Source organism: Ensifer sp. EB106-05-01-XG146 (assembly GCF_058791875.1).
The window spans coordinates 1,411,952-1,435,159 of the sequence record NZ_JBYTDX010000003.1; the positions used below are offsets into that span (position 1 = coordinate 1,411,952).

Here is a 23,208-nt window from a genome sequence, read left to right on the forward strand (position 1 = left end):
TTAAATTGACGCTGTGCCTCTTCCGGAACGCCAAGGGCGGCGTACCATCCTGGCCGTTTTTACCGTCGGTCGCCTTATGCGTGACGCTGCTCCCTGCATGTGCGGGCCGTCCGACAGGGGTGCTCGCGCCGGTAGCGGCCAATCCCTCGACCGCTCAAGTCGAAATGCTGGTCACGACGACCCGAGGCCGGGCGGAAAAACCGGGCGAGATGTTCAGCGGCGAGCGCGCGCTCAGCCCGACATTCGCCGACATTACCGTGTCGATACCGCCTGACACGGTCCGCAAGGCGGGCGAAGTCGCCTGGCCGCGCAAGCTTCCACCGAATCCGGCGACGGATTTCGCCGCGCTGAAGGCTGAGGAAATTGACCGCGTCGCCGCCGAAAAATGGTTGAACATCCATGTGCGCAAGAGCCCGGACGGCAGTGTCCTGGTCTTCATCCACGGGTTCAACAACCATTTCGAGGACGCAGTTTTCCGTTTCGCGCAAATCGTCCACGACTCGGGCGCGCGCAGTGTGCCGGTGCTCGCGACCTGGCCGTCGCGCGGGAGTTTGTTGGCCTATGGTTACGATCGTGAAAGCACCAACTATACGCGCAACGCCGTAGAACGCTTGTTTCAATATCTGGCGCGTGATCCCGAGGTCAAGGAAGTCTCCATCCTGGCACATTCGATGGGCAATTGGCTGGCGCTGGAATCCTTGCGCCAGATGGCCATCCGCAACGACGGGCTGCCGGCAAAGTTCAAGAATGTCATGTTGGCAGCGCCGGACGTCGACGTCGACGTCTTCGGTTCGCAGATTGCCGACATGGGCAAGCGGCGACCGCGATTCACACTCTTCGTTTCCCGCGATGACCGTGCGCTCGCCGTTTCTCGGCGCGTCTGGGGCAATGTCTCCCGGTTGGGAGCGATCGATCCGGAGCAGTCGCCCTACAAAGAGGAACTGGCGGCGGATGGGATCACCGTCGTGGATCTCACCAAGATCAAGGCAGGTGACAATCTGCACCATACCAAGTTCGCAGAGTCGCCCGAAATCGTACAATTGATTGGTAACCGTCTGTCTGGCGGCCAAACCTTGACCGACAGCAGACTGGGGCTGGGCGACCATATCGTCGCGGCCACTGCCGGGGCCGCACAAACGGTTGGTACCGCTGCGGGCCTGGTCGTTGCTGCTCCAGCTGCGATCGTGGATCAAAATACCCGGCAAAACTATGCCCATCATGTGGAGACACTCGTCGGACCCTCCGGCAGAGCAAGATCGAACACGACCGATAGCGCATGCGGGAAGGAAAATCAGACGAGATCCGGAAAATGCAACCCATAGCCCGATAGAAAACGGCACCCGAAAGATACTTGATCAGGCCGCGGTCTCACGCCGGGTTGAACGAAGACCTACAACAAGGTTGCTCGCAAGAGCGGCCCTAACAGGAGATATCATGAGGATTTGCATCGTTCGTACTCTAGCGGCAATCGGAACTTGCCTCGTCGCTGGGACGGCAAAGGCCACGGACATCTATTCCCCAATGACGCCCGAGCTTCAGCAGACGACCACCGAAAGCGGATGGACCTTTTCCTTTGCCCCCTATTTCTGGGCGGCCGGATTGTCGGGGGAGGTTGCGCAGTTCGGGCTGCCGGCGGTGGATGTCGATGCCAGTTTCAGCGACATCTTCGACCATCTTGAGTTCGGTGCGATGGCGATCGGCGAAGCCCGCAACGGTCCGTACAGCATCTTTGCCGATGTCATGTATACGAAGATTTCGGGGCAGTCGGGCACGCCAAGAGGTGTGCTTGCGACAGACGTCGAGCTCACATCGGAAACCTTCGCCGCGCTGCTCGGCGCGGGATACTCCGTTATCGACAGCGATGCAGCTCGGTTAGACCTGGTTGCTGGCATGCGCGTATGGTCCGTCGAAAGCGAGCTTTCCTTCCACGGCGGCGTTCTCGATGGGCGCACCAGAATCGATCAGGCAACCTGGGTAGACGGTCTGGCCGGCTTCCGCGGCACCTATTCGCTCACATCCGAAATCTACCTAATCGGCTGGGGCCTTGTCGGTGCTGGTGGCGCTGATCTCGATTGGGACGTTGCGGCAGCAATTGGTTACCGGTTCAACGATACGATTTCGGCGATTGCCGGCTACCGCGCGTTGGGCGTGGATTACAGCAATGACGGATTCGTGTTCGATGTCACTCAGCAGGGTCCGATGCTGGGGCTCACAGTGCGGTTCTAAGGAGGCACGCACTTTCTAGCCTTTGGAGCGGATCGACCTCGACCTGTAGCCGGATCGCTATGTCAAACTCGAACCGTACGCTGTCGATGCCGCGATGCTTTACACCGGATACTGTGGAGGCGCCAAAATGCTGAAAGATCACATCAGACTTTAGCCATCATGGTTCCATCATTCAAACATCCCTTGCGTTTCGGCCGGGAGACGACTAATGCCCGGCTGCTAGCAGTTGGGGACGGCTGGCCATCCGCTCGAGTCACAAACGATCTGCCTCGCTTTCGCCAACGGAAGCGCAGGCACTATTGACCGCGAGGCAAACACCGCTGGACGTTCGGCGCGTTGCCATGTTCAAACTCTGTTCGAATTACCGCACGAATTCGAGCAGTTCTTGTTTAGACCCCGGGTAGAAGGAAGTGGGACGGGGCCAACTGGGCCCGGTCAGCATCGGGTCGAGGCTCCGCCTCGCGCCATGTCCCACAAGCCGGTTTCATTGTTGCAGCTCGCCTCAATCATGAGTGGCCAGGATGAACGTGCAGAAGGGGGCGCCAGCTTCGTCGCTCAAGCAGCGTTCTGGCGCGGAACAAATGTATTCGCCTCGCCGTTGGACTTTGGAACGGCCGCAGGCATGCGTAGAAGTAGATCAGGAAGAATTCCGATGGCCCGCAGGATCAAAGATGAGAAGGTCCAGAAAATTAACCTCATGTTGAGCCAGGCCGTTACGGCGATGCGCGTCAACGAAAGATTGCTGTGTGAATTGTTGCGGTGGGCTGCCGAGCAATGCAATGATCCAAACCGGTTCATCCATGATGCCGTGGAGAATGCTAGAAACGATCTGATACGTGCCGGCACGGACGAGAGTATGACGTCTTTGATCGCCACTCACGAAGCGCTAGAATACCTCGATCATCTCGCGACGGAGATTCGGGCGAAGGGCTCTCCGGCCGGAAATGCCGGAGAGGGCGCGATATACCCCACCTATCCTACTCCAGTTCCATGACTTGCGCGGTCATGCCCCTGACACATGAGGCGGCGTGATAGGGTGAGAGGCTTCGCTTGCGACCTGTGCACTTTGTCTACGGAGACGATTTGGTAGACCGAATGGGACAATCAATTGGTTACGCAGGGACGGCGGGACCGGACAGGCGGGCAAACCTTCCTGGAACATTACACAGCTTAATGGTTCGAGGTTAGGCGAAGCGCAGACGGCGCAAGACGCCTTTGTTCCATACGAGATAAAGCAGGCTTTCCGGATGCTGCCAAAATCGCGGATACACCTGCTCGGAAGAAACGGACTTATTCGCAAGGGGCTAATAGGGCGGCGGTTTGATCATTTGGGCGACGTTGAGGCATTCGTCACCGTTGCTGAAAAAGGCTCGATGACTGAGGGGCGGTCGGGCTTTCGACGACGCCATCACTCCTCAGCAGGGCGATTACCCGTCTCGAGACTCGTCTCGGCGCGCAGTTGATACGCCGGACCACGCGACGTTTAAGTCTGAGGGTTCCGCAAGCCCTTGCCGATGTCGAACTGGAGGCACTCGATGCGGTCCTTCGCCTTAACCTGCAACCCGCCATTCAGGCCGCGCAGGCGGCGTTGCCTCGGATGCGGACGAACGGTTGGGGACGTATCGTCAATAATTCCAGTCTTGGCATCGACGAGCGGACCGCCTATGCGGCTGCAAAGGCGGCTTTGGTGAGCTCCACCCGGACATGGGCACTCGAACTCGCGCGAACTGGCATTACGGTCAACGCTGTGGCGCCCGGCCCGACCGAAACAGAACTGTTCCGCGCCAGCAATCCTGCGGGGAGCGAGGGCGAAGAACGGTATCTGGCCGGCGTTCCCATGCACCGGGGCGGCACGCCAGACGAAATCGCAGCTGCAATCCAGTTCCTGCTGTCGGAAGATGCTGTTTTCATCACCGGCCAGACGCTGTTTATCGACGGCGGTGCATCGATCGGCAGGGCATTGCTCTGAGGCACTTCGCGTCGGACGAACCCGATAGGAGGACAGCGAGCCCATTCGCTTAGCCGCCGCTGCGTGCTGCTCACCGCCATTCTGTCCCCGTGCGAACAAATGAATTCCCGGGCGGCGCATTTATCCGCCTTTCCAGGTTTAATACGTTCACACCACCAAAGCGATCTAACCTCGTCCCCGATTTCAGGAGCAAATCATGACAAGCGCAACTTGGGACATCAAACCCGTTCTCTTCGTCCTCACCAGCCATGGCGTTAAGGCGAAACCGGCGAACCCACAGGCTTCTACCTCGGCGACGTCACCCATCCCCTCGCCGTCCTCGATGCCGCCGGCATCCAGGTCGAGTTCGCCTCGATCGATGGCGGCGAGCCGCCCGTCGACGGCCTCGACCTCAATGACACGACCAATGCCCGCTACTGGAACAGCGAAGGCTTCCGCTACGCCGTTCGCAACACGTCTCGCCTTTCCGACGTCGATCCGAAAAACTACGCCGCCATCTTCATCGCTGGCGGTCACGGCGCAATGTGGGACTTCCCGACAAGTCTGGCCGTCAACAACGTCGCCCGCGATATCTACGAGGCGGGCGGTGTCGTCGCCGCCGTGTGCCACGCCCCCCGCGGCACTGGTCAACATTACGCTGAGCAACGGCGCGCATCTTGTCGCCGGCAAGAACGTCGCGGCTTTCACCGATGACGAGGAGCGGGCCGTCAAGCTGGACAAGACGGTTCCCTTCCTGCTTGCCAGCACGCTTGTAGCGCGCGGCGCGCATCATCATCCGGCCGCCGACTGGACGGCCAAGGTCGTCGTCGACGGGAGGCTGGTCACCGGTCAGAACCCGCAATCGGCGACTGGCGTCGGCGAAGCGCTCCGCGACCTGCGGACCGCATAACCGAATACCCCGCATCACTCATAACGGATCATCAACCATCCCTGACCGTGCGGTTTGGGAATGGCCTTGGCATGGAGAAAAACATGAAACCCATCCGCACTCTCGCTCTCGCGCTTGCTCTTGGAACAAGTGGCTTCAGCGCACAGGCCGCCAATGTATTGGTCGTCCTTTCCGATTCCGATCACCTCGACCTCAAGGACGGCAAGGTTTTCGAGACCGGCTTCTACCTCAACGAGTTGATGCAGCCGGTAAAGGCGCTCACCGAGGCCGGTCACGACATAACCTTTGCGACCCCGAAAGGTACGGCGCCGACGCTGGACAAGTCCTCCGTGGACAAGATGTATTTCGGCGGCGACGAGGCCGCGATGCAGGAAAGCATCGCCATGCTTGAGAAACTCAGGCTGACCTCGGATAACGCCTCGCCGGTCGTCAGCCTCGCCCGCGTCGAGCAGATCGGTTACGACCATTTCGATGCGGTCTACGTGCCGGGCGGTCATGCCCCGATGCAGGATCTTCTCGTCAGCCCTGAACTGGGCAAGCTGCTCGCCGACTTCCATACGAAGGGCAAGACCACGGCGCTTGCCTGCCACGGCCCCATCGCGCTCCTCTCGGCCCTGCCCGATGCGACGGCCTTCACCACCAAACTGGAGACAAGCGGTTCGGCCAAGGCCGAGGGCTGGATCTATGCGGGCTACAAGATGACCGTCATCAGCAATCAGGAAGAAGAAATTGCCAAGGGCCTGCTCAATGGCGGGGAGATGAAGTTCTATCCACAGACGGCATTGCAGGCGGCGGGAGGCGATTTCGTCAGCAATGACGCACCGTGGTCTTCCAACGTCGTAACCGACCGTGAACTTATCACCGGCCAGAACCCTGGTTCCGCTCCGGCCGTAGCGGCAGAGCTGCTCAAGCGCTTGAAATAAACCAGCCAGACGATTGGCCAGCGGCGCTCCCGGTCGGGAACGGCGCCTCGGCTTCCTTCCCCCAGTCAGCAGCTTGGGCGTTGCTCCATATCGCAAGCCGAAGCAAGCCTGACAGGACAGACAAATGACCAGCAGCATCAGGACGTGGCACGCGTCATGACCACACCCAGCAGGAAAGACGCCTTCGAAAATTATGCCGCGGAACTGTCGGTCGCGACGCGGGCTGAAGTGGGATGCCACTTCTATCACCTTCATCGCAACCTCAACCAGAAGGGGTCTACGTCTTCGCTAAGGAATGGGCCTCCCGCCGGATCTGGGAACAGCACATGTCCGGCGAAGCCATCCGCGTCTTCAACGCGCAACTGCCCCCGGGAACAATCGCCCACATCGAGATCCATCCCCTCGAACATATCGCCTGAGACGGCGGAAGGCATGACAATGACCAAAGTGAACATCGGAATCATCGGGACGGGTTTCATTGCGAAGATCCCGCTCCGGAAATCCAGTCATCCAGCAAGGCGAGGCTTGCCGCCGTGTCGAGCCGGACACTTGCGAAAGCCGAAGATTTCGTCGCCAGCTATCCGGGTGCCGTCGCCGTCGAGGGTGCAGACCGGCTGATCGCCCGCGACGATGTCGACGCCGTCTATATCGCGACCCCGACGTCAGCGAAGGAAGACGTCGCAAGCCGCGCACTGGCCGCCGGCAAGCATGTGCTGATCGAAAAACCGCTGCACTCATCGGAATCTTTCAAGCGCCTGTCGGCACTCGCCCTTAAAAAGGGTCTCGTGTTGATGGATGCGACCCATTTCGTCCATCATCCGCGCACATCCGCCATGCGTCAGCATCTGGCGGCACTGATCGGCGCCCCGCGTTCGCTGCACACCATGTTCTATTTCCCCTTCTCGGACCGGGAAAACATCCGCTTCGACCCGAGCGACGAGCCGATGGGCGCTGTCGGCGACATGGCCTGGTATTCGATGCGGGCCGTCGTCGAATATCTCGCACCGGACGCGTTCGAAGATATCAAGGTCTTTGCCGAGCGGGACCCGCAGTCAGGCGCGGTCATCCGTGCAACCGGCGTCTTGAAATTCGATGCCGGGAAGACCGCCACCTTCGATGTCGGCTATACCGCAGGCGCTGCCGTGATGGACCTCACGGTGGCGGGTACCTCCGGCATCTTGACACAGGATGATTTCGTCCTCGACTGGAAGAGCGGCTTCGGCTTCGACAATCCCGACATTCCGACGGGTTTCATCCATCGCTCCGGTATGGCCACGAGAAAGGACTTCGCCTTCATCGAGACCCCAGGCGAAAAATCGCAGCATGGCCTGATGGTCGATAGCTTCGCCGATCTGATCCGCAATGACGACGATGCCGCGCGCGAGACCTGGCTGTCAGCGACCGCAAAGACGCAAGGCTTCCTCGACGCGATCTGGCGGCAAATCCAGGCGCGGGGTTGAGCCCACTCCCGCGCTGAACCTGAAACACAACAAGAGAGAAATCCATGAACAGCCTGTTCGAACCCTACGAGCTGGCGGGGCGCACCCTGCACAACCGCTTCGTCATGGCCCCATGACCCGCGCCCGCGCCAAAGACGGCATCGCCGACCCTGAAACCGCCCTTTACTCCGTCAGCGTGCAAGTGCTGGATCGTGACAGAAGGAACGCCGAAGGAACGCCGATCTCGCGGGAAGGACAGGGCTTCGCCTTCGGTCCCGGTCCGACGCACAGGTGAAAGCATGGCGGGCGTAACCGATGCAGTGCATGCGGAAGGCGGAACCGTCTTCGCCCAGATCTGGCATGTCGGCCGCATCTTCTCATACCTCCTTGCAGCCCGGCGGTAAGGCACCCGTCAGCTCCACTGGCAATCCGGCGCGCGACGCAAACAGCATGGCTTTCGCCTTCGATGAGGACGGCAACCCGGTTTCGTGCAGACGAGCGCGCCGCGCGCCCTGGAAACCGAGGGAGTGCGGCGCGTAGTAGACGACTTCGCCAGTGCTGCGACGAATGCGATCAAGGCCGGCTTCGACGGCGTCGAGATACGTGGGGCGCCAATGGCTATCTGATTGAGCAGTTCGTCAATCCGACGGTCAACGACCGCACCGATCCCTGCGGAGCCTCGACGCTTCAAAGATCGAACGCGTTTCCTTCTGGAACCGTCGAGGCGGCCATCGGCCGGATCGGATCGAACCGTGTGGCGATCCGTCTGTCGCCCTATGGGCAGCTGTTCCAGATGGGACTGTACCCTGAGATCGAGGAAACTTATCTCCATATCGCGACGGAACTTTCGAAGCGCGATCTTGCCTGTGTTCATATCATGGATCAGGCGAGCCGGGGATCGTCACCAATGCCCGCAGGTTTTCTCGCGAAATTCCGGGCGACCTATTCGGAAACCCTGTTTCTGGCGGGCGGTCTTGATCTGGCAATGGCGGAACAACTCGTCGGCGATTGTCTGATCGACCTTCCGGCATTTGGCGAGCCGTTCATTGCCAACCCGGATCTCGTCGCGCGCTTCCGCCATGCTTGGCCCGTCGGAAGGGCCGATCGCGATACCTTCTATGGCGGCTACGCCCGAGGATACACGGACTATCCGGTCATTCGCTACGAGGCACTAACGGCCTGAGACTTCGCTTGGGGATACGTGTCGCGGCTGATCAATGTCCTCACCATTCTGGTGGTAGCTGCACTTTCGAGTGGATACTCAAATGGAGGGGACCGTCAGGACCCTTACCGGTCACACAAGGTTTCTCCTCGTTAGTAGGGCACGTCGAGAGATGGCAAGATCCAAACCCGTTAGTTGTCCGCCCCTCCGTTCGGCGCGGCCCTCGACTGAACATAGCCGCCCAGCCTCAAATGCAGTCTCAGCTTGAAGGGCATGGCCCCGACCCGACGACTAGTGGGCTCCCCACCCAGAACGTTCCCGGCCAAAACAAAAAAGCCTGCCGCGGGAGGAGATGCGGCAGGCTTTCCAACACAACGGAACGTCGCCGTTCCGGCAGGCGTCCCTGGGAGGAGTAGGCCGCCTGCATCACGAAGCCATGCGGGAGGAGATGCATTGCTTCGACATTTGAAATGATACACCAATCCTCGACAGTTCCCACGCCTTATACTGCACTGCAGCTATACCGAAAATGCATTCCTGAAATCTCACTGCGCGCAAGCAATAACGCCCGCGTCGTCGGCGGGCGTTAAGCAAGTCTAAGACCAGGTGCTGTGCGTTAACGGGCGACCGCGGCGCTGGCCACGTTACGAATCTCCGCGCGGTCAATGCCGACGTCCTGCAGTTCACGGTTCGACATCCGATCAAGCTCGTATACAGTCTTACGGTACTTGCGCCAGTTATGGAAGGAGCGGGCTACGTTCATGACATTCCCCTTTCCTGAGGGTTTGCGACGTCAGCAACCTCTTGGCCCCTGCGTCATTTCGATATTCCCAATATAGTGATTTCAATCGTTTCAAAACAGTGACGACCGCTCATCGCACCCATGCACAAATCGCATGGCTAAGCACCGATTGCGCTGAAAAAATAGGCAAAATGACTTGTAATCGGGCGACTTGGCGCCAAACCGGTGCTTGAGGCTTTTCAGATGCAACCGTGCGATTTCCGAACCGCCCTCCGGCATCTGTTTGGCGGTCGCTTTCGAGATGTGGGATCGGCTGGCAGAAGCGGCCGCCCTGTGCGCATCGCGTTCAATTGCACCTCCGCCACCCGCTCGAGATGATAAAGATCGTCCCGGGCTTCCGCGATTTCTGTGCGCAGACCATGACGCCATGGTTTCTCATGAAGAGAATATCCGTGTTACCCAGGACACTCGCCAGACGGTCCCCCTCCCGTTCATCGAGGGCCAGGCCGTTATAGTCCTCGTCGACCACCGTGCGACCATAAAACTTCAGCGCGGTCTGCCCGACCCAGTCGATTTCTCCTGCCTACCGGAGCCGACGGAGCTCGAAGCTCCAGGCATCCAGCCTGCCGATCTGTGATTTCGACGGCAGCGTGCTGTCGGGCAACGGCGAGCCGGAGGCGACGGCCTTCTACATCCATCCGCGTCTACACAAGATGGCGTGTTCACATGAAGGTGCGGGCGGAGGGTGCGGGGCGTAGATCTCGGCGCTCATGGTTGACTGCCCCACCACAGAGACAATCGGGCTCTTGAAGATCAGCGCAAAACTACGTGGTTTCGACGCCGCCCTCGACGGGCGCTGCCTACCCGTCTGCCGTGCGACCACCTGGGTACGCTCGTTATCACCTCCCCTATCCGAGCCGCCGCTTGGCGTCGCCTGCCTTCGCGTTACTGGTTGATGCCCTGCTCTACCGATGGTTTCCATGGGAGGAAAGCGGATTCCGGGGCAGGCTCACTGCCGCCCGCGCCACCCTACCTTGAAAACCACGCAACAAACGCGGCTTACCGCGCTGGCTAGGGAGGCCGCGAGCGCGGCCCCCCACTCCCCGAATACCGGTTTACGGGTGTACTCGACCGCCGCCGGGCTTGGCCTTGATCATCCACGGCAACACCGCAGGAGCTTTCACAAGGATGCCCTTCCTGTGCGCAAAGGAGCGGAGCGCGTCGCGCGCCACCTGAACTGGTTTGTGGCCGTCATGTGCCAGGTAGCAGGTCTTCAGCGTCGCGTCATGGATGATATCGCGAACTCCTTTGGACCACTCCTCGAGGAAATCGATCGCGTCGTCCAAGTTTGTGATTTCGAGAACCAGATCCTTCCTTTCACGCAGGTAAACTGGTCGGTCAAACATCTTCGTGTGCATTTCTACCTCACTGAACTCGTTGGTTTTCAACAAGGAAAGCGCTTTTGGATGGCGCTCTTCGAATTTATTTTCGCGGCTTGGCGAGTTCAAGAGGTAGAGCGCGTATTATGCATCCACGCTTCAGCGTGTCCAACACTGGAACGAATCCGGCCTTCCGGGTGACAAGAGCTCGCTCGGCTGCCGGCGAGCGGCTTCGGTCAGGGTGGCGCATCCGGTGACCGTCATGAGCGTGAGGAGTCATAGGCACCGCAACAAGTTTATCCCTGCGGCGGCTGATACCTCCCCCTTTTGCCGCGATCCGATTGCACGCCGAAATATCCCTACTCTCGTCGGCGGATTGGCAACCGCATATCCAATCTTCGTCGCGGGCCTTCCTCCAAGGGTGTGTTCCCCACTGTTCGCCTACGCAAAGATCGTCGATCTGCTGAGACAGTCGATGACAATCGCCCTAGTCGTGGTTGCTGCAGCCCCACGAGATGCTCGGGCTCTTGAAGATCGTATTTCGCAAAATTACATCGTTTCGCGCAGCGTGCGCAGCACGCGAAAACACCGTCGATCAAGCTTCATTCGTGGAGGTTGTCATGGAAAATGGACTGATGGAAAGCAAGAAGGCACAGGATTGGCTCAATCTGGTTCTCGCAGTCGCCCTGTTCGTTTCACCTTGGGTGCTCGGCTTCGCCAGCGAAACCATACCGGCGTGGAACGCATGGATTGTAGGAATCTTGCTCGCCGCTCTGGCGGTTGCCGCGCTGTCGGCGTTTGCTGAGTGGGAAGAGTGGTCGAGCCTGGTGCTCGGGGTCTGGCTGATCGTCTCGCCCTGGCTGCTTCAATTCGCGGCGAACGTGAACGCGATGTGGACCCACGTGGTCCTTGGAGCGCTCGTCGCCGCCGTGTCGGCCTGGGCGCTTTGGGACAATCGGCAGAACCCGCATGCTCATGCATGATAGAGAACTGGCGTATGGCCCGCCGCCGCAGCGGCGGGCTTAAACTGTTGACTAGCCCGTCGAAATTTTCGGCGGGTTTTTGTTTTGGGGTTTGCGCTGTCGAGTGGATTGCGGCGGCTTGTATGTGTCGTCACGGCGGCGGGCCTTGGGTTAGCGACCCTGGTCAGTACCCTAGCGATGATCGTGACGCGGCTTGGCGTCGGCAAACGAGCGCTCGACCTTCTCCTTGCGGCGTTTGTAGATCGCCTTGCCCCAGGACGTCAGGCGGTTGGCATCGGCGCGCTCGCGGGCATCGGCCCAGACATGACGGGTGACCGCGCGGGTCGCAGCGGTGTTTGATGTGCAGGCGGCCAACAACGAGCAGTCGCCACAGATCGCCGGGTCGGAGCGATAGTGGCGATAGCCGGTGCTATCGGAATGGTGGCCGGCTTCGTTTCGGAAAGCGACTTCACCGGAATGCGCAATGAGGACCACCGAAGGTTCGACACTTCGACCGCAGCACGGCCATCATACGAGATCGGCAAGCTTTCGAAGCATCGGATGTGGGCCGGAAATCTCAGGTTCGCTAACACGCGCCACGCAAAGGGGGCGCATCGTTTGGCGCGGCGATCGCCGGCCGGTGAAATGCTCCAAAGCCGCGGCTGTCTGTGCTTACTCGAGAATCTTGGGGACCAAGTTGCGCTCACGGAGAGGAGCATTCGCCACGATCTCTTCGGCATGATTGCTTTCGGTCACGACGTCCTGGCGCATTTTCACGTTGGCACAACCGAGGCCATCGGAGGGATGCCTTCGACATCGACCTCCAAAAGTTGCTCGATGAAGGTCAGAATTTCGTTCAGCTCGCCACACATTTTTTCAGCCTAGTTTTCGCTGAGTGCGAGACGGGCAATACGTCTAATGGTCGCGCTATCTATCGACATAGGCTCGGTCCGATTTGATGGCTTCCGTCGCTTGTGCAAGATTTTGCCGATCTGAGCCTTCTGCCGCTAACACTGACTGCCTACCAGAAATCTGGCAAGTCAATCTCGACGGCCCGCTGCATTCCGTTCGCTATACGCATCAGTGCCTGATCCGGCGTTCAAGCTGCACTGAGATTTGCAAAAATTCTCCAAGGCGGCACTTGAAGCCGCATTTCACAAATACCAGATCATTTGCCGCCAGCCGCTGACAACAGGGCTGGCAATGCTGGAAGCGCCGTCTTTCGGCGCTCCATACCCATGTTGCTTTCAGGAGGATATGGCTATGGCAACATCTTACGACTACACGCCTCTCTTCCGATCTACCGTCGGCTTCGACCGGCTCTTCAATCTTCTGGAAAACGCCCAGCGCGACCGTTCGACCAGCGATTGGCCGCCCTATGACATTGTCAAGACGGGTGACGACAGCTACCGCATCTGGATTGCGGTTGCCGGCTTCGCCGAAGGAGACCTGGACCTGACGTTCCAGACCAATCTTCTCACCGTTATTGGCAAGAAGCAGGATCCTCCGTCCGAAGCCTATCTGCACCGAGGCATCGCCGGCCGCCCGTTCGAGCATCGTTTCGAGCTCGCCGACCATGTCACGGTGCGTGGAGCGGGATTGAGCAATGGTCTGCTGACCATCGATCTCGTCCGGGAAATTCCTGAGGGATTGAAACCGCGCAAGGTCAGCATTGAAGGCGGTTCCGCCCTTGGACGGCCGGACGCCGCGCCGCAGATCGAAGCCCAGAGCGCCGCCTAAACGAAACATCGGATATGGGCGCCGTTTCGATGGCGCCCATGGGCACACCTGGTTGGAAAGGAGCGAATTATGAAACCGGATATGTTCGAGAACCCTGTGCGTATTCTCGTCGGCCTTGGATTTCCGACGGAAGTGAGAAGCGTGATGGACGCTTACCGCTATCTGATCGAGTGGCCGATATCGCTCAGGGATGGTCCGCATTCGATTGCGCTCAAAGCATGCCACGCTGCCTTGTGCGGCGAGATCGAAGTTGAGACCGCACGCGGCTTGTTTGCCGCCTTCGCAGAAAAGCACGATCTGCTGGGGCCGGAAACCGACCTCGTGATGCCGACTAATGGGAGGTGGAGTCGGGATCCGCACGTAAGCTGAGGTGAACCGAGATGGACGATATGTTTAAGCAGATTGCGGCAACTGCCGTGAACATCGGACCAGAAGTTCTAGCATCTCACTGGTCGCCGTTTCGACGTCCACGGGATGTGGTGAGTGCTCCTGCACTTTCTGTCGATGATAAACGGACCATCCTCGCCGCATGGGCTTCGGACTTTTACGCGATAGATTCGAGGCCGGCTCTCCGTCATATGCCAGGAACGCCTGAGCCGGTTTCAATCGATGAGGTTCGGTCTGCCCTGCGAGAGCTCGATTCGCGGTACGATATCTGACGGAGCTATCTGGCGCCTGCTTCAAAGCCTCGCCAGCTTTCCGACGGGCGGTTCTCATTGAGGCGGCCCGTAAAAGATATACGGCCTGGGAATTCAGTTCACATTGAAGGAATGCCTTCTTCAGACGGCGCGGTGCCAGCTTTCGCTTTTCATTGTTGTTCCGGAGGCCGCTTTTAGCCCTGGAGGAGCGGTAGGCTGGGATGCGGTTGAGCCGCATCTTCTCCTGGCTGATGGTCTCGCCGTGGGAATATGTTTGCAGGCGGATTCCAGAGGCTGAGTGGCTGGTCGGAATGAATGACTGGGTGGGTCACGAGTTCCGACGTTCCAATATTCACGATGGCGATGTAAAATTGTGAGCCATTCTTACATCTGGGCACCCCGGAGGTTGCCGGGAGAACTGCTTGTCCCCCCTATCCCCCAGGGCGAGCAAGGCTTGGCAGGGCCGCAGGATGATGGTTATGGATGAGACGCGAGAACCCACCCGACGCGATTTTCTCTTTCTGGTGACAGCCATGGCAGGGGTAGTGGGTGTTGGGGCCGCCTCCTGGCCATTCATCGATCAGATGCGTCCTGACGCGTCGACGCGCGCGATGGCCTCTATCGAGGTGGACGTATCCTCGCTCGTCGAGGGTATGTCACTGACCGTCAAATGGCGCGGTCGCCCGGTTTTCATTCGCAACCGCAGCCAAAAGGAGATCGAGGCGGCAAGGGCGACCGCGCTTGACGATCTCAAGGACCCCTTGGCTCGGAATGCCAACCTTGCCGATGATCAGCACGCGACCGCCGTTGCCCGCTCTGCCGGGGAGGGGAAGGAGAAGTGGATCGTGATGATCGGGGTTTGCACGCATCTCGGCTGCGTGCCTTTAGGGCAGGCGGGTGACTTCGGAGGCTGGTTCTGCCCGTGCCACGGATCGCACTATGATACTGCCGGTCGCGTCCGCAAGGGGCCCGCACCGGAGAACCTCGCGATCCCCCGCTTCGAGTTCATCTCCGAATCTGTTCTCCGGATCGGATAAGATCGGCGGCATGGCCGGCACAGATGCCGAGGGCTATGGCGGCTTTAGAGACCGGGTCGACCGGCACCTCTGGCGAACATTCGGATCGGCGGCGCTTATTGCGCTCATCGGCACCGGGATCGATGCTTCAATGCCGGAAAGCTCGACCCTTGCGACACAGGATAGCGCCTCGGACGCAGCGCGCAGGAATTTCGCAGAAACCTTCGGACGCGTCGCCGAGCAGACGATCTCCAAGAATCTCAACGTGCAGCCGACAATCCGGATCAGGCCGGGCTACAGGTTCAACGTTCTCGTTGACCAGGACATTATCTTCCCATCCCATTACAAGGGCTAGCTGAGCACGGCCATTAGACGAACCTCGTCGGTTGTTGATCGATTTCCGCAGGTTGAGCGACGGCGCACGGTTAGCGGCTCGCTATTTCCGTGCATTGTTGCGCTTTTATTTGGCGCCTTCGACAATCACTAATATCAAGTATCTGAATCGCGCTTTGGACTCAAACGCCACAGTGCGCCAACGGTCTTGGGTGTTTGGACGAAGGGTTATGCCTTTTTTGTGGAAAGGTATAACGTTGATTTTTTCGACGAACATCAGTCCTATCCTTAACCCTCGATTCCGATCCAGTTATACCTTTTTTGATAAACGGTATAACGTCGAGGAATGCGACACGGGCAGCTGAGTCCGGTGAAAAATAAGCCGAGATCCTCCCGAAGAGAGAGCCGCTCGGCGACAAGCGGCTTGCCTATCCTGCTACGCAATCGAGATGCAGAAATCCGAGGAAAAAAGCCCGCCAATGAAGCAAATCGACCTCATGTACCAGACCATGCTGGCCGAACTCGGCCAACGCTCGCTCGACGCCGCATGGACGGCCGACTTCCCCCCTGAGGGCAGGTTCACGCCGGTCACAGTGAAAGATCGCCGCTACTGGTACTTCGATATCCCTGATGGAACTGGGGGCAGGACACGCCGCTACGTTGGTCCTGCGGACGATCCGGACATCGCAAAGCGCGTCGAAACCCACAAGCGTGAGAAAGACGACCTTCGCGCCCGCAGGCGCATGGTGGCGTCGCTGACCCGCGAAGGAGGCATGATCGCTCCGGTTTCAATGACGGGCGATATCGTCGAGGCGCTGTCGGCTGCAGGCCTATTTCGGCTGCGGGGCGTTCTCATCGGCACGGTAGCTTTTCAGACTTACGCCGGAATCCTCGGTGTTCGCCTGCCGATGGCCGCGCTCCTCACAGGCGATGCGGACATCGCACAGGACTACGCCATCTCTCGTGAGGTTGAAGACACCCTGCCGCCGATGCTCGAACTGCTGCAGTCATTGGATCCCACCTTCATCCCGGTGCCCCATCGATCGGGCGCCGCGTCCTCGTCCGCTTTCCGAACCGCCAACGGCTACAGAGTCGAGTTTCTGACATCGAACCGCGGCTCAGACGATTACCTCGACCCGCCCGCTAAGATGCCAGCTCTGGGTGGAGCTCGTGCCGATCCGCTGCGTTTTCTCGATTTCCTGATCCGCGATCCGGTGCGGACAATGCTGCTTCACAAGTCCGGTGTCCCTGTGACTGTCCCAGCCCCCGAGCGGTATGCCGTCCATAAGCTCATCGTCGCCAGCCGCCGACACAACAACGTGCAGGGGGCTGCGAAGCGGGACAAGGATATCCGACAGGCCGAACTTCTGTTCGAGGCCCTGCAGCAGACGAGGAGGGCATCCGACCTAGCCCTCGTATACAACGAGGCGTGGGAACGCGGTCCGCAATGGCAGGAAGCCATTCGCGCCGCAGCTGGCATGATGAGGGAAGAGGGATTGGACCGCCTTAGGGACTGTCTCACGTACGGCGCCATCCAGATCGGCGAAGATATCACAATGCCATTCTGACGACACAGGGAACGGGATGAATGTCAATTTCCGCCGATGCGGGACAGGTCAATGCGAATTCCAGCGCGTCCAAGATCCTCATTCGTCCCGTTCGCGGGTATAGTCATTGCTGCTTCCTCATCATCGATAGAATGCGCTTTGCTTTGCTTCGGCATTTCGATTGAACCTCCCGGGTCCTCCGCCTCGAACACGCTTACGCCTTCGAACTCTCCCGTCTTCCAGGCATAGACCGCATCCTCGAAAATCTGCGGAAAGACGTCATCGCTCCTCGGATTGCCGTACCATTTGGCAACGATCCGCAGGATCTTCGCAAACATCAGCGTGCCCATTCGCAGGTTCGCACATGGTTCGACGAGGTCGGATTTCAGTTCGTACGCCTCTTTCAAGACTACTCCTGCCGGAAACTGCGTTAGGCCCACGCGAACGACTGCGCGCCCTACATTCTGCCGAATGATCTCCATTGCGCTGTCCGCTGTTGTCGCCTTCGGCACGAGGATCAATCGCCCGCCCGAATTCACGGTAATGGTAAGCGGATCGGGCGAGCCGGCTGCCTCAACGAACTTCTCTACGATCGCCGGCCTGAGTGAGGGGTCGGCACATTCTTTGATCAACGCAATGTCCATCATGCGATCTCCCGGTTCAGGTATTGAAGGAAATGACGAGAGGTTTGTCGAAGAGCCGTGCCCAGGCCTGAGCGCTGGCGCGTTGAATGTCGACGATTGAGGTTCCAGCCGTCCACCACCCATTGCCGACGGCGACGATGGCGTCGGGATCACGGAGCATCGATTGCAGGACCGGCCAGGCGACAAGCAATTCGTAGCAAATCAGGGGAGCGATGCGAGTATTGCCAACGAAGGCGGCGGAATCGCCAAAGAAATGTGCTTTGGCGCCACCGTCTCCCCCTGTCCAGGCCCGCCACGGCTGCCACATGGAACCGGGAACCGGCATTCGCTCACGATAAGCGACTTCACCACCCTTTTCGGAAATCGACACCAAGACGTTGTCGTATCCATCGTCATTCAAGACCGCTGCGCCAGCGAGCACGATGAGACCGGTTTCATTCAGCTCATGGTTCCAGAGGCGTTCGACCGTCGGCGTCCAGAAACCGAGCGCGCTCTCGGGAAGAACGACAACCGAACCTTGGCCTTGGTTTGCTGCCCGGACCGTTGCTGCAAGAGCACGGTGGCGGTCAAGATTGCTCACGCGACCGAGGGAGGCGCCGAAATCAAGATCGACACCATGCCAACCCGAAAGTAAACTCTGCGTCGTCCACTCAGCGGCGGACCAGAGCCAGAAGCTCATCAAGGCTATGGCTGCAGCCGGCCGAAGCCAAGTCGTCATGACGGCGAGGCCGGCTGCCATCAGCGCCAGTCCCCACCAACCCCATCCCGGGAACACGACGCCTGCGGCGGTGATCGGGTGCGCCCAGCCAAGAATTCCAAATGGTGGGACCGCCATGAGGACGGATGCGCCGAGATAGAAAATCCCGCGCCGCCAACCACTTCTTCCGGTCCAACAGGACGTATGGACGACGACGAAGGCGCTCGAGGCGATCAACCACAGTATCAATCCGGGCCAGAGGTCGGACGCGTAAAACGTTGCGACGCCTTGCGGCAAGCCACGCGACGCCGACAGAAAGTAAGCGGTGGAAACCAGCGCGGCCTGCGCTCTGTTTTCCGCCGTGGACCAGAGTGCGGGAAATAATGCCGAGACCGGCAGCAGCAGCACTTCACCGCTCCAGCCAACCCATCCGACGGCCGCAGCACTGATGACCTGCAGGAGAGGTCGGAACCAATTATGGGGCATAAGTGATAACCTCCTCTGCCAAACCGAGGATGCCCGACGCCGGCACCGGGCCGAAGTAGCGAGAATCGAAGGAGCCCCGGAAACCAGAGTGCAGGAACACGGTGCCCGACGGCACGCTGCCGCCACTGAAAGCTGTCAATCGTCGGCCTCCCCCGTCCTTCGATGAAAGCGTGGAGCTCAACACGGGAATACCGTCGATGGTGACGTTGTGACCGATCTGAACGTATTGGCCTGGCAAGGCCACGATCGTCTTGATAAGCGGAGCGTAACCGCCTGGGCAAAGTCCCGCCCTCAGATAACCGCGCTGGCGCGCGATCTCCATAGACCTCGCCTGCGGAGGGCAGATGAAGACGAGATCGCCGCGGGCTGCCGGCCGCTCGAGCGGCCTGATACGCCAGACGCCCAAGGGCTCGCTTGGTGTCAGGTTCACACGATAACCGAGGAGCCCGCCCAAGCCGACAATGATCGGAATTGCCAGGGTGACGACCAGAAAACTCCTCGACCGGACGCTTGCGCGTGATGGCCGACCCGAATGTCCAAATAGAGCAAGGATCATTTCAGTGAGAGCCCCTGGCTCTTCGTTTGACGAGATGTCTCTGACTGTTTCAAGGCAGTCATGGTGTGCTCATGCGCGGCGAGCTGCTGAGCGGTCCGCATGGCGTTCCAAGCAGATTGGACCTCGCCCTTCTGCGATGGGTTCATATCCGACGTCAGCCTCTGGAACGTCTCGCCGTTCGGCTCTTTCGCAGCCAGTGTGAGGAAGGTCCGTTCGCCAAACCGCTCGGACACCGCCCTGGTAAAACCCTCGAGTTCCGCCTTCACTTGTCCCTCGGCAAGCGCAAACTCCAGACCCGCCGGGAGATCATTCCGATCGATCGCATCTCGAACCCGTTCGAGTGTCTGCTTGGCAGACGGCGAGAGGGCGGGAATGTCGATCGAGAACTTTGCGCGGATCGACCGTTCCTCCGTCTCGTGCTTGCGCTCGGCCACCGCGCGGTGGCGCAGGTAGCGTTCCAGATTGCGCGCGAGAGCGGGGGCATTCAGAGTCGCCTTTTCTCGATCTTGCTTGTGGGCGCTGCTCACGAACATGCCTGTCTTGCCCTTGAGCGCACCAAAACTTTCCGGTTCCGTGTTGATCTTCGCGATCGCGGACTTCGCGGCAGCTTCGTCCGCAAGGATGGCGTCGACATTGATCGCTTTGAATGCGGCTTCCGGCTCCGCGTAGACAACGTGGAAGCGAGATGAGACTTCCTCCCACTGCTTCTTCAGACCGGGATCGGCTGCAAGCCTATCCTCTACCGTCTGCTCAAGCGATTTTGGAAATACCTTAATTCCTGACACCATGGGCTTTGCCTCGTTGATGGCGCTCGCTGTTTCGGATGATTTCTTGATTGGGGACAGGCCCAAAGCTTTGCCGAGGGCAGACAGTTGAGCGCCGAGCTCAACGAGCCGCTGCTTCTGCCGGACAACCCAAACGAGCCGGTCTCGCGCTAAAGTGCGCGCGACATTGACGAGATGGAATCCCCGAGCTTCGGCAAAAAGGAGGGCCTGGCGGTAGAAGCTGCCGTTCGCATAGTCGAGTGTGGTTTCCTTCGAATTCTTGCGAGACAGGATCGCGATCAGGCCGCCGGCCTTCGCAAAAGAACGACGGCCGTAATAGACGCCGAGATCCTCGCGATGGCGCGTCATCGCCACATAGGTCAGATGACGATCCAGCGAGAGGGAAGCGAGTACTTTCACCCGGTCGACCGTGGCACCCTGGCTCTTGTGAATGGTGGTCGCGTAGCCGTGATCGACATTGCTGTAGAAGCGCTGATCCACCGAGATCTGGCGGCGATCCTTGCCGTCGCCAATCTCCGCAACGATGCGACCGGGAGCCGCATCGGCGACTTTGGCCAGCATGCCATTCTTGACGCCCAGCGATCCCTCGTTCTTCAGGAAGACGATCTGGTCGCCCGCTGCGAAACTGCGATCGCCGTCTGCTGTCTTGAATGTCGCACCCGACTCAATGATGCCGCGCTGTATGAGCTTGGCCCGCGCCAATTCGTTCAACATCCGGACGTCGCGCCGTAGATGAGCGAGGATCAGGGAAGACTTCGCAGGATCGAAGTCGCGGTTCCAGTCGGCAATGAGAGCTGCGACTGCCTCCGACTTCAGTTCTGCGCCGATCATCCTGCCGTTGGCGCGATAGGCTTCGACCGCCTTGCCGACATTGCTACGCGCCAGATCGAGCGATGCATCGCGCATCCACTGCTCGCGCTGGCGGTAGATGATTTCGAGCTCGGCATAACCGATCCGATCCGCGATGGCCCGGAAGGCGGCGCCCGCTTCGATCGGCTGCAATTGCTCCGGATCGCCGACAAGAACGAGCTTGGCACCGGAACTGGTGACGGCTTCGACAAACAGCGCCATCTGCCGCGATGAGACCATGCCCGCCTCGTCGAGAACGAAAACGCAACGGTCGTCGAGTTGCTCGCGACCCTTGCCCCAGCACATTTCCCAGGACGCAAGCGTGCGCGAGGCAATGCCCGCTTCCTTCTCCAGACCTTCGGTCGCCTTACCGGCAAGTGCGCCGCCGACGACACGATAACCGGCGGCTTCCCACGCCTCCCGCGCCGCCTTCATCATAGTCGTCTTGCCCGCACCGGCGCGGCCGATGACAAGAGCGATGCGTGCCTTACCCACGACATGCTCGATCGCCGTTTTCTGTTCGTCTGATAACCGGTCATGACGTGCAAATGTCGCGTCGAGCACTGGCCGGCGAACTTCATGCGAGGACCGCTGCGACAGCCAGATCGCGCGATTGGCCATCCCGGCTTCCAGCCGGATCAGCTCGCGGGTGGTGTATTTCGCCGGGGCGCGCAAACCCGTCGCAAAGTCGATCCTCTCGAGATTCAGCCGCAGCGTCTCCGGGCTCTCCAGAATGCGCGCCATCAGGTTCTGGAAGTGGCCGGCGTCGTCGATATAGCGATGCAAGATCTTCGCGATGTCTTGGCTGTCGAAAACGCTCTTCTCACGGGTGAGCAGGTCGAGCACGATACCAGGATTTCTCTGGATCCGACGCGCATTCTCGGCGCGACGTTCCGCCTGGAGCTCCAACCGTTCGAGCGCTGCCACCTCTCCGCAACCAGTCGCTTTCCGCTCCATGGCCTTGGTGCCGACGCCGAGATGGATTGCGGGCATGAGCGCAATACCCTGCTTCTCGAAGGAGCGGCCATCGACGCGCAAGTCGAGGCCGGCGAGCGCAAGATGCCTGTTTTGGCAGGCGAACCAGCCATCTCGAAATACAATGAAGTCGTTGAGGCTTCCGGCCCAAAGCTGGTAGACGATCTTGCCAGCATCATTACGAAGCGGTTTGCCGTCCGGACCTGTGACAGCAACCTTCTTCGAACCGAACCCATCTTCGGTCAGGGGCCGCAATGTCGTCATAAGATGGATATGCGGATTGCCGGGCGCGTCGTGGAAGACCCAGTCCGCCACCATGCCCTGACCCGTAATATGTCTTGCAACAAAATCCCGCACGAGCTCGATGTTCTGCGCGGCCGAAAGTTCGATCGGCAGGGCGATGGTCACGTCCTTGGCAAGCTGGGCGTCCGAGCGTTTCTCGAAATCCTCGACCTTGTTCCAGAAGGCTTCCGAGGCGCCGGATACCGAATGATAGGCAATCATCGATTGCAGCCATTCCGGCGCATCAGCGGGGATGACGAACTCCTCATGCAGAAGTCCCTGCTTGCGGGTGTAGTCGATCGTACGGGCCTCACGCTTGTAGTCCATCTTCGCGCAGTGCCGGTAGGCCGCCGACAGCACCGCACTTCGGCCGGAGCCGCGTGCGACGATACTGACGGAAAAATGCGGAGCGGCCATCGCTACGAAAGTTCCTGTGATCGAGCGAATTCAATACATTCGTCGTGAGCGGCGGCCCCGCTGGGCCAAAAAGCAAGCGTCGCGTCAGCGACGTATAATTGCGCCCTTCGGATCCGCTCCTTCGGAACGGCCGGGATCATGATCAAAGGCTTTGGCTGCGCCAACTCGCACTTCTGTTAGTGGATCGGCACGCCGATCTGAAGGAACCTGATGCTGTTCAATCCAAACGACATCAGACAGGGACAACCGTAAATGAAGAAGCCCTCCTCCAGGATCCGCGAAGAAATCGCCAAGCTTCAGGAACAGCTGAAGCACGCCGAGACGCGTGAAGCCGAACGGATCGGTCGCATCGCACTCAAGGCCGGACTCGGTGAAATCGAGATCGATGAGGCGGATCTTCAGAAGGCCTTCGAGGATATGGCCAAACACTTTCGCGGAGGCAAAGTCGGATCGAACGGAAAGGGGCGGGCAGGGGTTGGCGTCGCGGCCACGACGGAAAGTGCGACGGTCTCGGCTGGCGCGACTTCGGGGAGCGGTCACGAGGCTTGAGCG

21 protein-coding genes and 6 pseudogenes are annotated in these 23,208 nt (G+C 59.6%); 18 read left to right on the forward strand and 9 right to left on the reverse strand.

Annotated elements, in window-relative coordinates; genetic code table 11:
* Positions 1–5: 5 nt before the first annotated feature.
* The 9 genes and pseudogenes from AC3WVQ_RS35355 (at position 6) to AC3WVQ_RS35395 (ending at position 8,629) form a co-directional block, all read left to right on the forward strand.
* Complete coding sequence (locus AC3WVQ_RS35355) at positions 6–1,322, forward strand: alpha/beta hydrolase (protein WP_457579608.1); 1,317 nt, start codon at positions 6–8, stop codon at positions 1,320–1,322.
* Positions 1,323–1,434: 112 nt separating this feature from the next.
* Positions 1,435–2,226 carry a hypothetical protein gene (locus AC3WVQ_RS35360; protein ID WP_192358493.1) on the forward strand — a complete coding sequence of 264 codons (792 nt, stop codon included), beginning with the start codon at positions 1,435–1,437 and terminating at the stop codon, positions 2,224–2,226.
* Between the two features lie 466 nt (positions 2,227–2,692).
* Entirely contained in the window at positions 2,693–3,220 is a 528-nt protein-coding gene (locus tag AC3WVQ_RS35365; protein ID WP_492383550.1) for a hypothetical protein, read from the forward strand.
* Positions 3,221–3,685: 465 nt separating this feature from the next.
* Complete coding sequence (locus AC3WVQ_RS35370; protein ID WP_492383551.1) at positions 3,686–4,195, forward strand: SDR family oxidoreductase; 510 nt, start codon at positions 3,686–3,688, stop codon at positions 4,193–4,195.
* Between the two features lie 196 nt (positions 4,196–4,391).
* Positions 4,392–5,084 (forward strand): annotated as a pseudogene (locus AC3WVQ_RS35375) (type 1 glutamine amidotransferase domain-containing protein).
* Between the two features lie 83 nt (positions 5,085–5,167).
* On the forward strand, positions 5,168–6,007 hold the full coding sequence (locus tag AC3WVQ_RS35380; RefSeq protein WP_192358497.1) for a type 1 glutamine amidotransferase domain-containing protein: 840 nt from the start codon (positions 5,168–5,170) through the stop codon (positions 6,005–6,007).
* A gap of 533 nt (positions 6,008–6,540) precedes the next feature.
* Positions 6,541–7,467, forward strand: a complete 927-nt coding sequence (locus AC3WVQ_RS35385; protein WP_492383552.1) for a Gfo/Idh/MocA family protein — start codon at positions 6,541–6,543, stop codon at positions 7,465–7,467.
* Positions 7,468–7,973: 506 nt separating this feature from the next.
* Entirely contained in the window at positions 7,974–8,072 is a 99-nt protein-coding gene (locus AC3WVQ_RS35390) for a hypothetical protein (protein ID WP_492383579.1), read from the forward strand.
* Positions 8,072–8,629 carry an oxidoreductase gene (locus AC3WVQ_RS35395; protein ID WP_492383580.1) on the forward strand — a complete coding sequence of 186 codons (558 nt, stop codon included), beginning with the start codon at positions 8,072–8,074 and terminating at the stop codon, positions 8,627–8,629. The genes AC3WVQ_RS35390 and AC3WVQ_RS35395 overlap by 1 nt, the downstream gene beginning before the upstream one ends.
* A gap of 595 nt (positions 8,630–9,224) precedes the next feature.
* On the opposite strand, the gene AC3WVQ_RS35400 is transcribed toward AC3WVQ_RS35395, so the two are convergent.
* Both AC3WVQ_RS35400 and AC3WVQ_RS35405 read right to left on the reverse strand, forming a co-directional pair.
* Complete coding sequence (locus AC3WVQ_RS35400; protein WP_492383553.1) at positions 9,225–9,371, reverse strand: DUF1127 domain-containing protein; 147 nt, start codon at positions 9,369–9,371, stop codon at positions 9,225–9,227.
* A 174-nt stretch (positions 9,372–9,545) separates the two neighbouring features.
* Positions 9,546–9,918: pseudogene (locus AC3WVQ_RS35405) on the reverse strand (class II aldolase/adducin family protein); the annotation flags it as partial.
* A 46-nt stretch (positions 9,919–9,964) separates the two neighbouring features.
* Between AC3WVQ_RS35405 and AC3WVQ_RS35410 the strand changes: the two are divergent.
* Positions 9,965–10,069: pseudogene (locus AC3WVQ_RS35410) on the forward strand (aldolase); the annotation flags it as partial.
* Positions 10,070–10,465: 396 nt separating this feature from the next.
* Here the strand turns inward: AC3WVQ_RS35410 and AC3WVQ_RS35415 are convergent.
* On the reverse strand, positions 10,466–10,768 hold the full coding sequence (locus AC3WVQ_RS35415) for a DUF982 domain-containing protein (RefSeq protein WP_492383554.1): 303 nt from the start codon (positions 10,766–10,768) through the stop codon (positions 10,466–10,468).
* Positions 10,769–11,349: 581 nt separating this feature from the next.
* Here AC3WVQ_RS35415 and AC3WVQ_RS35420 point away from each other — a divergent pair.
* Positions 11,350–11,712 carry an SPW repeat protein gene (locus AC3WVQ_RS35420; RefSeq protein WP_065376416.1) on the forward strand — a complete coding sequence of 121 codons (363 nt, stop codon included), beginning with the start codon at positions 11,350–11,352 and terminating at the stop codon, positions 11,710–11,712.
* A 174-nt stretch (positions 11,713–11,886) separates the two neighbouring features.
* On the opposite strand, the pseudogene AC3WVQ_RS35425 reads toward AC3WVQ_RS35420, so the two are convergent.
* Positions 11,887–12,129, reverse strand: a pseudogene (locus AC3WVQ_RS35425) (transposase); the annotation flags it as partial.
* 234 nt (positions 12,130–12,363) lie between these two features.
* Positions 12,364–12,632 (reverse strand): annotated as a pseudogene (gatC, locus tag AC3WVQ_RS35430) (Asp-tRNA(Asn)/Glu-tRNA(Gln) amidotransferase subunit GatC).
* A 322-nt stretch (positions 12,633–12,954) separates the two neighbouring features.
* On the opposite strand from gatC, the gene AC3WVQ_RS35435 reads away from it, so the two are divergent.
* From AC3WVQ_RS35435 to AC3WVQ_RS35460, 6 genes and pseudogenes are all read left to right on the forward strand, one after another.
* Entirely contained in the window at positions 12,955–13,431 is a 477-nt protein-coding gene (locus AC3WVQ_RS35435; protein ID WP_492383581.1) for an Hsp20 family protein, read from the forward strand.
* A gap of 69 nt (positions 13,432–13,500) precedes the next feature.
* Positions 13,501–13,800, forward strand: coding sequence for a DUF982 domain-containing protein (locus AC3WVQ_RS35440; RefSeq protein ID WP_192358506.1), 300 nt, complete (start codon positions 13,501–13,503; stop codon positions 13,798–13,800).
* An 11-nt stretch (positions 13,801–13,811) separates the two neighbouring features.
* Positions 13,812–14,090 carry a hypothetical protein gene (locus tag AC3WVQ_RS35445; RefSeq protein WP_246812655.1) on the forward strand — a complete coding sequence of 93 codons (279 nt, stop codon included), beginning with the start codon at positions 13,812–13,814 and terminating at the stop codon, positions 14,088–14,090.
* 452 nt (positions 14,091–14,542) lie between these two features.
* Positions 14,543–15,106 (forward strand): ubiquinol-cytochrome c reductase iron-sulfur subunit, encoded by a 564-nt coding sequence (petA, locus tag AC3WVQ_RS35450; protein WP_192358537.1) that lies wholly within the window; start codon positions 14,543–14,545, stop codon positions 15,104–15,106.
* Positions 15,105–15,440: pseudogene (locus tag AC3WVQ_RS35455) on the forward strand (TrbI/VirB10 family protein); the annotation flags it as partial. The gene petA and the pseudogene AC3WVQ_RS35455, both read left to right, overlap by 2 nt.
* 457 nt (positions 15,441–15,897) lie before the next feature.
* Positions 15,898–16,986: a nucleotidyltransferase family protein gene (locus AC3WVQ_RS35460; RefSeq protein ID WP_492383555.1), complete on the forward strand. Its 1,089-nt coding sequence runs from the start codon at positions 15,898–15,900 to the stop codon at positions 16,984–16,986.
* Between the two features lie 23 nt (positions 16,987–17,009).
* Here AC3WVQ_RS35460 and AC3WVQ_RS35465 read toward each other — a convergent pair whose 3' ends face one another.
* From AC3WVQ_RS35465 to traA, 4 genes are read right to left on the reverse strand one after another with little or no spacing between them, the layout of a single operon-like run.
* Positions 17,010–17,612, reverse strand: coding sequence for a TraH family protein (locus AC3WVQ_RS35465; protein WP_457579586.1), 603 nt, complete (start codon positions 17,610–17,612; stop codon positions 17,010–17,012).
* A gap of 13 nt (positions 17,613–17,625) precedes the next feature.
* Positions 17,626–18,792: a conjugal transfer protein TraB gene (locus tag AC3WVQ_RS35470; RefSeq protein ID WP_492383556.1), complete on the reverse strand. Its 1,167-nt coding sequence runs from the start codon at positions 18,790–18,792 to the stop codon at positions 17,626–17,628.
* On the reverse strand, positions 18,782–19,348 hold the full coding sequence (traF, locus tag AC3WVQ_RS35475; protein WP_082566384.1) for a conjugative transfer signal peptidase TraF: 567 nt from the start codon (positions 19,346–19,348) through the stop codon (positions 18,782–18,784). The genes AC3WVQ_RS35470 and traF overlap by 11 nt, the downstream gene beginning before the upstream one ends.
* The gene (gene traA / locus AC3WVQ_RS35480) at positions 19,345–22,656 is read right to left on the reverse strand and encodes a Ti-type conjugative transfer relaxase TraA (protein WP_457579584.1); all 3,312 of its coding nucleotides are present in this window, start codon (positions 22,654–22,656) and stop codon (positions 19,345–19,347) included. Before traA ends, traF begins: the two co-directional genes overlap by 4 nt.
* Positions 22,657–22,908: 252 nt before the next feature.
* Here traA and traC point away from each other — a divergent pair, with 252 nt between their 5' ends.
* The gene (gene traC, locus AC3WVQ_RS35485; RefSeq protein ID WP_029742457.1) at positions 22,909–23,205 is read left to right on the forward strand and encodes a conjugal transfer protein TraC; all 297 of its coding nucleotides are present in this window, start codon (positions 22,909–22,911) and stop codon (positions 23,203–23,205) included.
* Positions 23,206–23,208: the final 3 nt, after the last annotated feature.